This is a genomic window from Streptomyces triticisoli, assembly GCF_003270085.1.
GTDB classification, from domain to species: Bacteria; Actinomycetota; Actinomycetes; order Streptomycetales; family Streptomycetaceae; genus Streptomyces; species Streptomyces triticisoli.
The window spans coordinates 17,223-29,871 of sequence record NZ_QFDQ01000019.1 but is presented as its reverse complement, the minus strand read 5'-3'; the positions used below and the strand labels follow the sequence as shown (position 1 = coordinate 29,871).

11 protein-coding genes are annotated in these 12,649 nt (G+C 71.0%); 5 read left to right on the top strand and 6 right to left on the bottom strand.

The window, feature by feature from the left end; all coding sequences use genetic code 11:
* The first annotated feature begins 265 nt into the window (after positions 1 to 265).
* From DEP02_RS03970 to DEP02_RS03960, 3 genes are all read left to right on the top strand, one after another.
* Positions 266 to 790: a PadR family transcriptional regulator gene (locus tag DEP02_RS03970; RefSeq protein ID WP_112465919.1), complete on the top strand. Its 525-nt coding sequence runs from the start codon at positions 266 to 268 to the stop codon at positions 788 to 790.
* The gene (locus DEP02_RS03965; RefSeq protein WP_112465918.1) at positions 787 to 1,479 is read left to right on the top strand and encodes an ABC transporter ATP-binding protein; all 693 of its coding nucleotides are present in this window, start codon (positions 787 to 789) and stop codon (positions 1,477 to 1,479) included. Before DEP02_RS03970 ends, DEP02_RS03965 begins: the two co-directional genes overlap by 4 nt.
* A gap of 68 nt (positions 1,480 to 1,547) precedes the next feature.
* Positions 1,548 to 3,863: an ABC transporter permease gene (locus DEP02_RS03960; RefSeq protein WP_112465917.1), complete on the top strand. Its 2,316-nt coding sequence runs from the start codon at positions 1,548 to 1,550 to the stop codon at positions 3,861 to 3,863.
* A 71-nt stretch (positions 3,864 to 3,934) separates the two neighbouring features.
* Here the strand turns inward: DEP02_RS03960 and DEP02_RS03955 are convergent, their stop codons facing one another.
* Entirely contained in the window at positions 3,935 to 4,885 is a 951-nt protein-coding gene (locus DEP02_RS03955; protein WP_232838948.1) for a LysR substrate-binding domain-containing protein, read from the bottom strand.
* Positions 4,886 to 5,018: 133 nt separating this feature from the next.
* Here DEP02_RS03955 and DEP02_RS03950 point away from each other — a divergent pair, with 133 nt between their 5' ends.
* Positions 5,019 to 5,573: a peroxiredoxin gene (locus DEP02_RS03950; RefSeq protein WP_112465915.1), complete on the top strand. Its 555-nt coding sequence runs from the start codon at positions 5,019 to 5,021 to the stop codon at positions 5,571 to 5,573.
* Positions 5,574 to 5,576: 3 nt separating this feature from the next.
* The gene (locus DEP02_RS03945) at positions 5,577 to 6,110 is read left to right on the top strand and encodes an alkyl hydroperoxide reductase (RefSeq protein WP_112465914.1); all 534 of its coding nucleotides are present in this window, start codon (positions 5,577 to 5,579) and stop codon (positions 6,108 to 6,110) included.
* 74 nt (positions 6,111 to 6,184) lie between these two features.
* Here the strand turns inward: DEP02_RS03945 and DEP02_RS03940 are convergent, their stop codons facing one another.
* The 5 genes from DEP02_RS03940 to DEP02_RS03920 all read right to left on the bottom strand — a co-directional run bounded on the left by DEP02_RS03940 (position 6,185) and on the right by DEP02_RS03920 (position 12,624).
* Entirely contained in the window at positions 6,185 to 7,489 is a 1,305-nt protein-coding gene (locus DEP02_RS03940) for an AI-2E family transporter (RefSeq protein ID WP_112465913.1), read from the bottom strand.
* A gap of 133 nt (positions 7,490 to 7,622) precedes the next feature.
* Complete coding sequence (locus DEP02_RS03935; protein WP_112465912.1) at positions 7,623 to 8,321, bottom strand: aggregation-promoting factor C-terminal-like domain-containing protein; 699 nt, start codon at positions 8,319 to 8,321, stop codon at positions 7,623 to 7,625.
* Positions 8,322 to 8,770: 449 nt separating this feature from the next.
* Complete coding sequence (phoH2, locus tag DEP02_RS03930; protein ID WP_112465911.1) at positions 8,771 to 10,096, bottom strand: RNA 5'-3' helicase PhoH2; 1,326 nt, start codon at positions 10,094 to 10,096, stop codon at positions 8,771 to 8,773.
* A 313-nt stretch (positions 10,097 to 10,409) separates the two neighbouring features.
* Positions 10,410 to 11,183, bottom strand: a complete 774-nt coding sequence (locus DEP02_RS03925; protein ID WP_112465910.1) for an isoprenyl transferase — start codon at positions 11,181 to 11,183, stop codon at positions 10,410 to 10,412.
* 655 nt (positions 11,184 to 11,838) lie between these two features.
* The gene (locus DEP02_RS03920; RefSeq protein WP_112465909.1) at positions 11,839 to 12,624 is read right to left on the bottom strand and encodes a methyltransferase domain-containing protein; all 786 of its coding nucleotides are present in this window, start codon (positions 12,622 to 12,624) and stop codon (positions 11,839 to 11,841) included.
* Positions 12,625 to 12,649 lie beyond the last annotated feature (25 nt).

Below are 12,649 nucleotides of genomic sequence, written 5' to 3'. Positions count from 1 at the left end.
GAACGCGGGCCCCCTGCCCCGCCGCGGCCGCCCGCCCGGCGGCTCCGCCCCCAGGCCCCCGTCGACCTGAGACCCGGCCCCGGGGCCGCCGGCCCCGAGGACCGCCGGGGTACGGGCGGCCACCGGGACCGGGCAGGTCCAGGCAGGTCCGGCGTCGTAGCAGAACCGTGACAATCGGCCCCCACCTGCGGGGCCGCACTCCTCGCCACGCAGTCAACACTCGGTGTATACATGCGGCGTATACATCGCGCGTACAGTGCTCCCCATGTCCATCGGTCACACCCTTCTGGGACTCCTGGAGTCCGGCCCGCGCCACGGCTACGACCTGAAGCGGGCCTTCGACGAGAAGTTCGGTCACGACCGGCCGCTGCACTACGGCCAGGTCTACTCGACGATGTCCCGCCTGCTGAGGAACGGGCTCGTGGAAGTCGAGGCGATCGAGGCGGGCGACGGCCCCGAACGCAAGCGCTACGCCATCACCGAGGCAGGCGTCACCGACGTGGAGCAGTGGCTCGCCACACCGGAGAAGCCCGAGCCGTACCTGCAGTCGACGCTCTACACCAAGGTCGTCCTCGCACTGCTGACCCACCGCGACGCCGCCGACATCCTCGACACGCAGCGCGCCGAGCACCTGCGCGGCATGCGGATCCTGACCGACCGCAAGCGCAGGGGAGACCTCGCGGACCAGCTGATCTGCGACCACGCCCTGTTCCACCTCGAGGCCGACCTGCGCTGGCTGGAGCTGACCGCCGCGCGTCTCGACAAGCTCCGTGCGGCGGTGACCCGATGACCTCCGTCCCCGCCGGCGCCCTGCTCGCCGCCCAGGACCTGCGCAAGGCCTACGGCCCTACGACCGCGCTGGACGGCGCCGAGTTCTCCATCCACCCCGGCGAGGTCGTCGCCGTGATGGGCCCTTCCGGCTCGGGCAAGTCCACGCTGCTGCACTGCCTCGCCGGGATCGTCACCCCCGACTCGGGGTCGATCGTCTACGACGGCCGTGAGCTGTCCGCCATGACCGACGCCCAGCGCAGTGCGCTCAGGCGCTCGGAGTTCGGGTTCGTCTTCCAGTTCGGCCAGCTGGTGCCCGAGCTGACCTGCGTGGAGAACGTGGCCCTGCCGCTGCGGCTGAACGGCACCTCCCGCAAGGAGGCCGAGCGGGCCGCGCTGGTCTGGATGGCGCGGCTGGAGGTCGACGACCTGGCCAGGAAGCGGCCGGGCGAGGTGTCCGGCGGTCAGGGCCAGCGGGTCGCGGTCGCGCGGTCGCTGGTGACAGGTCCCCGGGTGCTGTTCGCCGACGAGCCGACCGGCGCGCTCGACTCGCTCAACGGCGAGCGGGTGATGGAACTGCTCACGGAGGCCGCCCGGTCCTCCAACGCCGCCGTCGTCCTCGTCACCCACGAGGCACGGGTCGCCGCCTACTCCGACCGCGAGATCGTCGTACGGGACGGCAGGTCACGGGACATGGAGCGGGTCGTATGAGAGTGCGATGGGGGAACCTCCCTGCTCGAGCGCGGTCGAGAGCTTGGGGGAGGGTCCGCGACCTGCACATGGGCGCCAGGTTCGCGTTCACGGGGGGCCGCGAGGGCTGGACCCGGGTGCTGCTGACGGCGGTCGGCGTCGGTCTCGGCGTGGCGCTGCTGCTGCTGACCACCGCGATACCCAACGCGCTGTCGGTACGGCACCAGCGGGACGCGGCCCGCCTGGACTACACGTACAGCCAGAACCGCCCGCCGAAGGCCGACGACACCCTGGTGATCGCGGACACCGACACGACGTACCACGACAAGGAGATCCGCGGCCGGCTGGTGGAGCCCGAGGGGCCCCGCGCCCCGCTCGCGCCGGGCCTGACGAAGTACCCGGCGCCCGGCGAGATGGTCGTCTCCCCCGCACTGAAGGAACTGCTCGACTCGGACGCCGGGAAGCTGCTGCGCGAGCGGCTGCCGTACCGGGTGACGGGCACGATCGGGGAGAGCGGGCTGATCGGCTCACGCGAACTCGCCTACTACGCCGGCACGGAGGACCTGGCGCCGCGCATCAACGGCTGGCAGGTGGCCCGGATCACCGAGTTCGGCGACCCGTACCCGTCGTCCGAGCGGATGGACCCGGTGCTGCTGCTGCTCGTGATGGTCGTCTTCGTGGTGCTGCTGATGCCGGTCGCCGTGTTCATCGGCGCGGCCGTGCGGTTCGGCGGCGAGCAGCGCGACCGCCGGCTCGCCGCGCTCCGCCTGGTCGGCTCCGACAGCCGGATGACCCGCCGGATCGCGGCCGGCGAGGCACTCGCGGGCTCCCTGCTCGGACTGGTCTTCGGCACGGCCTTCTTCCTGATCGGCCGTCAGGTCGCGGGATCCGCAGAGGTCTTCGGCATCAGCGTCTTCCCCAGCTATCTCAACCCCTCGCCCGCGCTGGCGGTGCTGGTCGCGGTCGCGGTCCCGGCAGCCGCGGTACTGGTCACCCTGCTGGCGCTGCGCGGGGTGGTCATCGAGCCGCTGGGCGTGGTGCGTACGGCCAGGCCCGCGCGGCGCCGGCTGTGGTGGCGGCTGCTGCTGCCGCTGGGCGGCCTGGCGCTGCTGTACCCGATGCTCGGCAAGGGCCGCACCAACGGGGACTTCAACCAGTTCCTGGTGGTCGGCGGCGTGATGCTGCTGCTCGTCGGCGTGACCGTGCTGCTGCCGTGGGTCGTGGAGACGGTCGTCGCCCGGCTCGGCTCGGGCGGGGTGGCCTGGCAACTGGCGGTACGGCGGCTGCAGTTGAGCAGCGGTACGGCGGCACGCCTGGTGAACGGCATCGCGGTCGCGGTGGCGGGGGCGATCGCGCTGCAGATGCTCTTCGCGGGGGTGGAGAGCGACTACACCGAGTACTCCGGGAACGACCTGCGGCGGGCCCACATGCAGGTGAACGTGCCGCAGGGCGTCGTGCTCGCCGGGGCCGTCGAGAAGTTCTCCGCCACCAGGGGCGTACGCGAGGCCACCGCGCTGTCCGGGACGGACGTCGGTGACGGACCCTGGCGCACCGAGCAGAGTCCGGACGTCTCGGCCGGGGTGACGATCGGCGACTGCGCGTCCCTGCGCCAGGTGGCGCGCATGTCCTCCTGCCGCGACGGTGACGTCTTCGCCGTGAGCGGCGCGGATCCCGACGCCGACACCAGCACCGCGAAGCTGGCCAGGCCCGGCCGCACGCTCTACTTGCACACCTCCTCGGGCATGGAGCAGGTCCAGCAGGTCGCGTGGACCGTCCCGGCCGGCCTGAAGTCCGCCCGCGCGGTGAAGGACCCGAACGGGTTCAAGCGCGGCGGCTTCCTGATGACACCGGCCGCCGTGCCCGCGGGAGCGGCCTCCGCCATCGGGGGGTCGGTCTTCCTGAAGCTCGACGAGTCGGTGCCGGACGCGCACGAGCACGTGCGCAACACGGCATCGCGGGTGGACCCCAGGACGGTCGCGATGGTGTGGGTGTCCAGCGCGCAGTCGAGGAAGTTCGCCTCCATCCGCACCGGCCTGTTCGTCGGCGCGGTCTGCGTGCTGCTGCTGATCGGGGCGAGCCTGCTGGTGTCGCAGCTGGAGCAGCTGCGCGAACGGAAGAAGCTGCTGTCGGCGCTGGTCGCCTTCGGCACCCGGCGGCGCACGCTGAGCCTGTCGGTGCTGTGGCAGACGGCGGTCCCCATCGCGCTGGGCCTGCTGCTGGCCTCGGCGGTGGGGCTGACGCTGGGCGCGGTGCTGCTGAGGATGACGGGCACGCCCGTGGCCGTGGACTGGTCGAGTGTCCTGGCCATGACCGGCATCGGCGCCGGCATCGTCCTCACGGTCACCCTCCTCAGCCTGCCGCCCCTCCTGCGCCTGATGCGGCCCGACGGCCTGCGCACCGAGTGACACCCGCGAGCGGATTCCCCGACGCCGGGTCCCCTGGCGTCGGGGCCCGCTCGCCGCGTGCCCCGCTGCCCTCAGTCCCGGGCGGCCCCGTCCAGCACCCGCACCGGCAGGGGCCGCAGGTCCGTGCGCAGGGCGGCGGCGAGTTCCTGGTACTCGGCGGCGCGGGCCGCGCCCGTGCGCTTGACCAGGGCGATCCGGCGGGAGGGGGCGGGCTCGGCGAAGTAGCCGGTGAGGAGCCGGTTGTTGCGGGAGGTCTCGACCTTGAGGGCGGTGCGGGGCAGCAGGGTGCAGCCGAGGCCGCCGGCGACGAGCTGGACGAGGGTGGACAGTCCGGCGGCGGTGGTCTTCACCGGCGCGTTCACCCGACCGGCCTCGCGGCAGATGTCGAGGGCCTGGTCGCGCAGGCAGTGACCCTCGTCGAGGAGCAGCAGCTTCAGTTCCTTCAGGGCTTCGCGGGGTATGCCCTCCCGGCCGCCGAGCCAGTGACCGAGCGGGGTGAGCAGGACGAAGTCCTCGTCGAAGAGGGGGAGTTCCACGACACCGGGCACGCCGAGGGGCACGGCGAGCAGCAGCAGGTCGAGCCGGCCGTCGGCCAGCCCCTCCAGCAGGTTGGCGGTCTGCTCCTCGTGGACCTGGAGGTCGAGGTCGGGGTAGCGGTCGTGGACGAGGCCCAGAACGTTGGGCAGGAGGTAGGGCGCGACGGTGGGGATGACGCCGAGGCGCAGTACTCCGGTGAAGGGCGCGCGGACGGCCTCCGCCTCCTCCATGAAAGCGCCGACCTCGCCGAGCACGGCCTTGGCCCGTATCGCGAGGCGCTCACCGGCGGGTGAGAGCAGCACCTTGCGCGTCGTACGCTCCAGGAGGGTGACACCGAGTGTCTCCTCCAGGGTGGAGACGGCACCGGAGAGGGCCGGCTGGCTCATGCCGATCGCGGAGGCCGCGTCGCGGAAGTGCAGGTGCTCGGCGACGGCGGCGAAGGCCCGCAGCTGGGACAGGGTGGGCTGTCTGCGCGAGCGGCTCACTGATAACCACCTCCGATCAACCCGACCGAGTGTAGCTATTTCCGCAATCAATGCACCGTGTGCCAACATCAACACCGTCCAACCCCTGGGAAACACGGGCAAAGCCGGTGTTTCTTCGCTGCAAGGAGAGCCTGTGCTCACTGTTGGTGACAAGTTCCCCGAGTTCGAACTGACCGCCTGCGTCTCGCTGGAGAAGGGCAAGGAGTTCGAGGAGATCAACCACAAGACCTACGAGGGCAAGTGGAAGGTCGTCTTCGCCTGGCCCAAGGACTTCACCTTCGTGTGCCCGACCGAGATCGCCGCCTTCGGCAAGCTGAACGACGAGTTCGCCGACCGTGACGCCCAGGTCCTCGGTTTCTCCGGTGACTCGGAGTTCGTCCACCACGCCTGGCGCAAGGACCACGACGACCTGCGTGACCTGCCGTTCCCGATGATGGCCGACCCCAAGCACGAGCTGATGCGCGCGCTGGGCATCGAGGGCGAGGACGGCTACGCCAAGCGCGCGGTCTTCATCGTGGACCAGAACAACGAGATCCAGTTCTCCATGGTGACGGCGGGCTCGGTCGGCCGTAACCCCAAGGAGGTCCTGCGGGTCCTGGACGCCCTGCAGACGGACGAGCTGTGCCCGTGCAACTGGACCAAGGGCGACGAGACCCTGGACCCGGTCGCGCTGCTGGCGGGTGAGTGACGCATGTCGCTGGACAACCTGAGGTCCGCCCTTCCGGACTACGCCAAGGACCTGAGGCTCAACCTGGGCTCGGTCATCGGCAACAGCGAGCTGCCCGCGCAGCAGCTGTGGGGTGCGGTGCTGGCGACGGCGATCGCCTCGCGCTCGCCGATCGTGCTGCGGGAGCTGGAGCCGGAGGCGAAGGCGAACCTGTCGCCGGAGGCGTACACGGCGGCGAAGGCCGCTGCCGCGGTGATGGCGATGAACAACGTCTTCTACCGGACGCGTCACCTCCTCTCCGACCAGGAGTACGGCACCCTGCGCGCCGGCCTGCGGATGAACGTCATCGGCAACCCCGGGGTCGACAAGGTCGACTTCGAGCTGTGGTCCTTCGCGGTCTCCGCCATCAACGGCTGCGGTCTGTGCCTCGACTCCCACGAGCAGGTGCTGCGCAAGGCCGGTGTCGACCGTGAGGTCGTCCAGGAGGCGTTCAAGATCGCCTCGGTGATCCAGGCGGTCGCGACGACGCTGGACGCGGAGGCGGTGCTCGCCGAGTAACGCCCGCGGTGTTGCGTGAACCCCGTCCACCCCGAGGGTGGGCGGGGTTCACGCTGTTCACCCACCCGCCCGCCTCAGCCCGCCGAGTCGGGTGGGAGGGTGGGCGAGTCCGGTGCGGCCGGCCTCGCCGCCCGGCGGCGGGCCTGTTCCTGGGAGTACGCCCGCAGATACCCGACCACCGTGTTCGCCACCGCGACCAGCGGCACCGCCACCACCGCCCCGCCGATCCCCGCGACCAGCCCGCCCGCGGCCACCGACAGCACCACCGCCAGCGGATGCACCCGAACCGCCCGCCCCAGGATGAACGGCTGCAGCACGTGCCCCTCGATCTGCTGCACCGCCAGCACCACCACCAGCACCATCACCGCGGTGAAGACGCCCTGTGTCACCAGCGCGACGACCACCGCCAGCGCCCCGGACACCACCGCCCCCACCAGCGGGATGAAGGCGAACAGGAAGATGAACACGGCCAGCGGCACGGCCATCGGCACGTTCAGGAAGTAGATCCCCAGCCCGATGAAGATCGCGTCGATCAGGGCCACGATCACCGTGCCCCGCACATACGCCGTCAGCGTCCGCCACGCCCGCGGCCCCGCCCCGGCCACTCCCGGCCGCGCCGCCGCCGGCACCAGCTTCAGCGTCCACTCCCAGATCCGCCGGCCGTCGTAGAGCAGGAACAGCGTGGAGAAGACGGTCAGCAGGATCCCGGTCAGCGCCTCCACGACCACCGTCACGCCCTGCAGACCGGCCGACGTGATCTGGTCGGTGTTGGCGCCGATGGCGTCCCGCAGGTTCTTGGCGATCTGGTTGATCTGCTTGTCGGTGACGTGGAAGGGACTGTTCAGCAGCCAGTTGCGCAGCTGGTCGATGCCGTCCTGGATCTGGCTGGAGAGCGTGTCGATGTTCTCCATGACCTGCCAGGAAACGAACCACCCGATCAGCCCCATGACGACGAAGCCGGATACCGCGGTGAGCGCGGTGGCCGGCCCGCGCGGCAGCCCGTAGCGCCTCAGCCGCGCCACCGTCGGCTGCAGCAGCGCCGTGATGAGCAGCGCCGCGACGAACGCGAGCACCACCAGCCGGACAGCGCTGATGACCTGCATCAGCACCCACACCGTGCCCGCGAGCACCAGCACCCGCCAGCCGGCCTCCGCCGCCACCCGTACACCCCAGGGCACGGCCTGCGCCGGGTCGGGCCGGGCCGGCACGACGGTCACATGGTCCTGCAGGTCCTGGAGGTCCACGCCCGGATCCGGCTCGGCCGGCCCGGCCGCCCCGGTCTGCTCCTTCTCCGCCTCGGCGCGGCGCTCGTCCAACCGCTCACCCATCTCGGTCAGCCCGGCACCGAGCCGTCCGATCCACCGTGGCACTCGCGACATGATCGGTCCTCTTCCCCCGTCTCTGTGCACCGCTCCCCCTGGAGTCGTTCCCTCCGACCGTACAGCGCGTACAGCCCCTCCCCGTAGGACGGGGAGGGGCTGTACGCGGGTTGAGAACGGTGGCCGGTCCGGCTCAGTACCAGTGGTTGGCCTGCCAGAAGGTCCACGCGCCGCAGGGGCTGCCGTAGCGGCCGTTCATGTAGTTGAGGCCCCACTTGATCTGGGTGGCCGGGTTGGTCTGCCAGTCGGCGCCCGCGGAGGCCATCTTGGAGCCGGGCAGCGCCTGGACGAGGCCGTACGCGCCGGAGGAGGGGTTCATCGCCCGGTAGTTCCAGGTGGACTCGCGCTGCACGATGTTGCTGAAGCACTGGAACTGGTCGGCGGGGATCATCGAGCGCGCCATCGCCTGGACCTGCGCCACGGTGTACGAGCTCTGGACGGCGAAGCTGGAGGCGTCGCGGACGGCGTTGCGGCTGGCCGCGGCCTGCTGCTCGGCGCGCTCCTTGGCCGCCTTCTCCGCCTTCTCGGCGGCCACCTTCTTGGCGATCGCCGTCTGGGCGGCCGCCTTGCGCGCGGCCTCCTCGGCCTCCTTCTTGGCGCCGGCGTCCGCCGCGATGGCCTGGGCGTCGGCCTGCTGCGCGAGCGAGACGGTCTGCACCTGGGCCTGCTGCCCCACGGGGATGTCCGCGAGAAGCGTCATCGCGTCGGCTGCCGTCGCCTCGGCGTCGTTGTTCTGCGCGACGCTGCCCGAGGCAACACCGACGACGCTTCCGACAGCGGTGACCGCGGTGGCGGAGGCCACTGCGAATCCCCGGACCGAGATCCGGCTCACACGGTTTCCTTCCAGCATCGCCCGCTTCGGTGACCCTGGCGGACGCAATCGTGCCCCTGACACTGGCCTCCCCACTGCGCGGTCACGGAAGGCACGGGCCCGGTGGGCAACTCCCCCAGGGGGAGTGCCGCGTGGTGCTCGGGCGGCATACGACGACGCTATGGAGTTGGACGCACTGCCTCTGTGGTGCCCTACCTCCCCCAGGGCTCAACGCCTGGGCGGCGCCCCCAGGGGGTACGGCTGTGTCGTATGCGGGGCCTGACAGGAGTGAGACTCTGCCGTAATACAACGCCGCAAGGCAATTCCGAGTTGCGTGTGAAAGCTCACATCCCGTTTGACCCGGGGGATTTCCCGATTCGCCCGCACACAAGGGCGCCGCCCGGCTAGGCTCACGCCTTTGCCGGACGGCGCCAACTCCCTTCTCACCGCCCACACCTGGGCGGATCCGATCAGATGTGCCCGTCCTCCAGCATTTCGGTCACAAGGGCCGCGATCCGGGACCTCTCGGACCGGGTCAGCGTCACGTGCGCGAAGAGCGGATGACCCTTCAGCTTCTCCACCACGGCGACGACACCGTCGTAGCGGCCGACCCGCAGATTGTCCCTTTGCCCCACATCGTGGGTCAGAACGACCCGCGAATTGGCGCCGATCCGGGACAGAACGGTCAGCAGAACGTTCCGCTCCAGCGACTGCGCCTCATCCACGATCACGAACGCGTCGTGCAGCGACCGGCCGCGGATGTGGGTGAGCGGCAGCACCTCCAGCATCCCGCGCGCGGTGACCTCCTCGATGATCTCGCGGGAGGTGACGGCCGACAGCGTGTCGAAGACCGCCTGCGCCCAGGGGTTCATCTTCTCCGCCTCGGTGCCGGGCAGATACCCCAGCTCCTGCCCGCCGACCGCGTACAGCGGGCGGAAGACCATCACCTTCTGGTGCTGACGGCGCTCCAGAACCGCCTCCAGGCCCGCGCACAGCGCCAGCGCCGACTTGCCGGTGCCGGCCCGGCCGCCCATCGACACGATCCCGACGTCCGGGTCGAGCAGCAGGTCCAGGGCGACACGCTGCTCCGCGCTGCGCCCCTTGATGCCGAACGCCTCCCGGTCGCCGCGCACCAGACGGACGTTGCCCTCGGGCGTGACACGGCCCAGCGCCTTGCCGCGCTCGGACTGGATCGTCAGTCCGGTGTGCACGGGCAGTCCGGCCGCCTCGGGGACGTAGATGTGGCCCTCCTCGAAGAGGATGTCCACCTGTTCGCCCGGAAGGGTGAGTTCGGACATGCCGGTCCAGCCGGAGGCGTCCGTGATGGCGAGTTCCGCGCGGTACTCCTCGGCCAGCAGGCCGACGGAGGACGCCTTGATGCGCAGCGGCAGGTCCTTCGAGACGACGGTGACGTCGTACCCCTCGGCCTGCAGGTTGCGGGCGACCGCGAGGATGCGGGAGTCGTTGTCCCCCAGGCGGTAGCCGGTGGGCAGCACGCTGGGGTCCGAGTGGTTGAGCTCGACCCGGATCGTTCCGCCGAGGTCCCCGATCGGTATGGGGGCGTCGAGGCGGCCGTGCCGGACCCGGTAGTCGTCGAGCAGGCGCAGGGCCTGCCGGGCGAAGTAGCCGAGTTCGGGATGGTGCCGCTTGGCCTCCAGTTCCGTGACCACGACGATGGGGAGCACGACCTCGTGCTCGTCGAAACGGGTCAGGGCGTTCGGGTCCGCCAGCAGGACGCTGGTGTCGAGGACGTAGGTGCGCCGGTCTGGCTTGTGGCGCTTTGTGCTGGTCACCACGGAAGGACGTACCCCCTCGGATGAGGTCGGGGAGCGACGGGGTGGAGCCGGGCCGGTCGACGGCCCCCGCACAGGGTGGGCCGTGAACCGGCCCTCAGCGTCGTCTTCCGTGCTGTGACCACACGGTCGGGCTGGTGCAAAGGGCCTCCCGGGCGAGCGGCGCCGGGCCGCCCGCTGAGATCCGACACCCGTGGTTCGGGTGTCGACCTGTTCCACTTATGCCCTCGAACACGCGCCGCCATGCAAATGCACGGAACGGCACACGGTTGAGCTCCGGAAGACAGGTACCTCGCCGGGGAGGGGCGTACGTCCGTCAGCCGCCGTAGCGGCGGTGGCGGGCCGCGTAGTCGCGCAGCGCGCGCAGGAAGTCGACCTTGCGGAAGGCCGGCCAGAAGACCTCGCAGAAGTAGTACTCGGAGTGGGCCGTCTGCCAGAGCATGAAGCCGGACAGCCGCTGCTCGCCGCTGGTGCGGATCACCAGGTCCGGGTCGGGCTGGGCCTTGGTGTAGAGGTGGCAGCCGATCATGTCGACGTCGACGGACTCGGCGAGCTCCTCCATGGAGGTGCCCTTGTCGTGGGCCTCCAGGAGCATGGAGCGCACCGCGTCGGCGATCTCCTGCCGACCGCCGTAGCCGATGGCGACGTTGACGACTATTCCGTCGACGTGGGCGGTGGACTCCTCGGCCTCCTTGAGGGTGGCCTGCATGGCCGGCGGCAGCAGGTCCGGGGTGCCGACGTGGTGCAGGCGCCAGCGGCCGTCGGCGGCCAGGGAGCGCACGACGTCCTCGATGATGTCGAGGAGCGGGACCAGCTCCTCCCGGGGGCGGTCGAAGTTGTCCGTGGAGAGCAGCCAGAGGGTGACGACCTCGACGTCCGTCTCGGTGCACCAGCCGAGGAACTCCTCGATCTTGTCCGCACCGGCCCGGTGGCCCTGGGCGGCGGTGGAACCCGCGGCCTTCGCCCAGCGGCGGTTGCCGTCCATGATGACGCCGATGTGCTTGGGCACCTGAGCGGGGTCCAGGTGGCCCTCCACCCGGCGTGCGTACAGCCTGACCAGCAGGCCGCGCAGCTTGTCGCGCAGGTTCACGTCTCCGTCAGCCCCTCCGTACGGCGGTCCCAGGGGGCGAAGCCTACCGCTGGGAGGCCAGGCGTTCCCCAACAGGGCGGCGTGCGCGCCCTGGTGCGGGGAAGCCCCTGGGTGTATCAGACGCGTCCCCCGCCGCTCCTGAAAAGAAACGGGCCGGTCCGTGGGGGGGGTGACGGACCGGCCCGAGGGGGGGGTTTCCACCATAACCCTTCGTGAGTGGTGCTGCGTACATCGGCGCGACACAACTACTCTCCGAAGTCGTCCGGCGACGTGCCGAGAGGGATGGAAGCCGTCATTCCGGGCCCGATCATGGCCGGATCTCGGTGAAATCGCAGGAAAAACGGCCGGGACGCGGCGGGAACCGGAGGGTTTGAGCCATCCGTGGCCGCTCGGCGCGTCACCCCGCGTCCCTCCCACGGGCGATCCGGTCGCGAACGCCCGCTTGACGCCGACGGCGGCCGGGCGGCGTTCGGCCGACAAGGACGCGGTGCCGCGCAGCCCCCTCCCGCCGCGCGGTACCGCCCGCGCGGCTTTGCTCACGCGAATTCCTTTGGTCTGAACTTTACGTGGAGCGATCGGGTGAATCGAGGGGCCGACGATAACGATGTGGACAATGTGTGCGCGTCCGGCGGGACACCGGCGCCGCCCCTGCCGTTCACCGTGCCTTCCCGGCCTCCAGGAGATGGCGTGTGCTGTGCGCCACGAACGGACCCTGCGCCCCGATCCGTTCGTGCAGCGCCCGCAACCGGGGCTCGTACGCCTCGACGGTGAATCCGGGGACCATCCAGACCACCTTGCGCAGGAAGTGGACGACGGCGGCGACGTCGTGGAACTCCATGCGCAGCCGCTCGGCGCGCAGGTCGACGACCGTGAGCCCGGCCGCCTCCGCGCCGGCGCGCTCACGGTCGGGGTGACGGGCGTCGCGCGCCTCCGCGGGCCGGGGCCCGAGGAAGTGCTCGACGAGCTCGAAGGCGCTGCCGGGCCCCACGTGCTGCGCGAAGTACGTCCCGCCGGGCTCCAGCACCCGGGCGATCTCCTCCCAGTGCGGCCGGACGGGATGCCGGCTGACGACGAGGTCGAAGGCCCCGTCGGCGAACGGCAGCGGCGCGTCCTCGCCGGAGGCGACGACCACGACTCCGCGCGGGCGGAGCAGCGCGGTGGCCTTGGCGACGTTCGGCGGCCACCCCTCGGTGGCGGCGAGCAGCGCGGGCGCGTCCGCGGCCCGCCCGAGCGCGAAGTCGAGGACTTCCCCTCCCCCCGTCTGCACATCGAGCACGGCCCGCGCCCCGGCCAGCCGCCCGGCCATCGAGGCGGCATACCCCCAGGAGGGCCGCGCCTCGGTGGCCCGCCCCTCGAACCATGAGAAGTCCCATCCGTCGGTGGGGACGGCGGCCCCCTCGGCGACCAGGTCATCGAAAGAACGGTGCTGATGGTCTGCCATACGGGTGATGGTGTCAGCGAAGGGT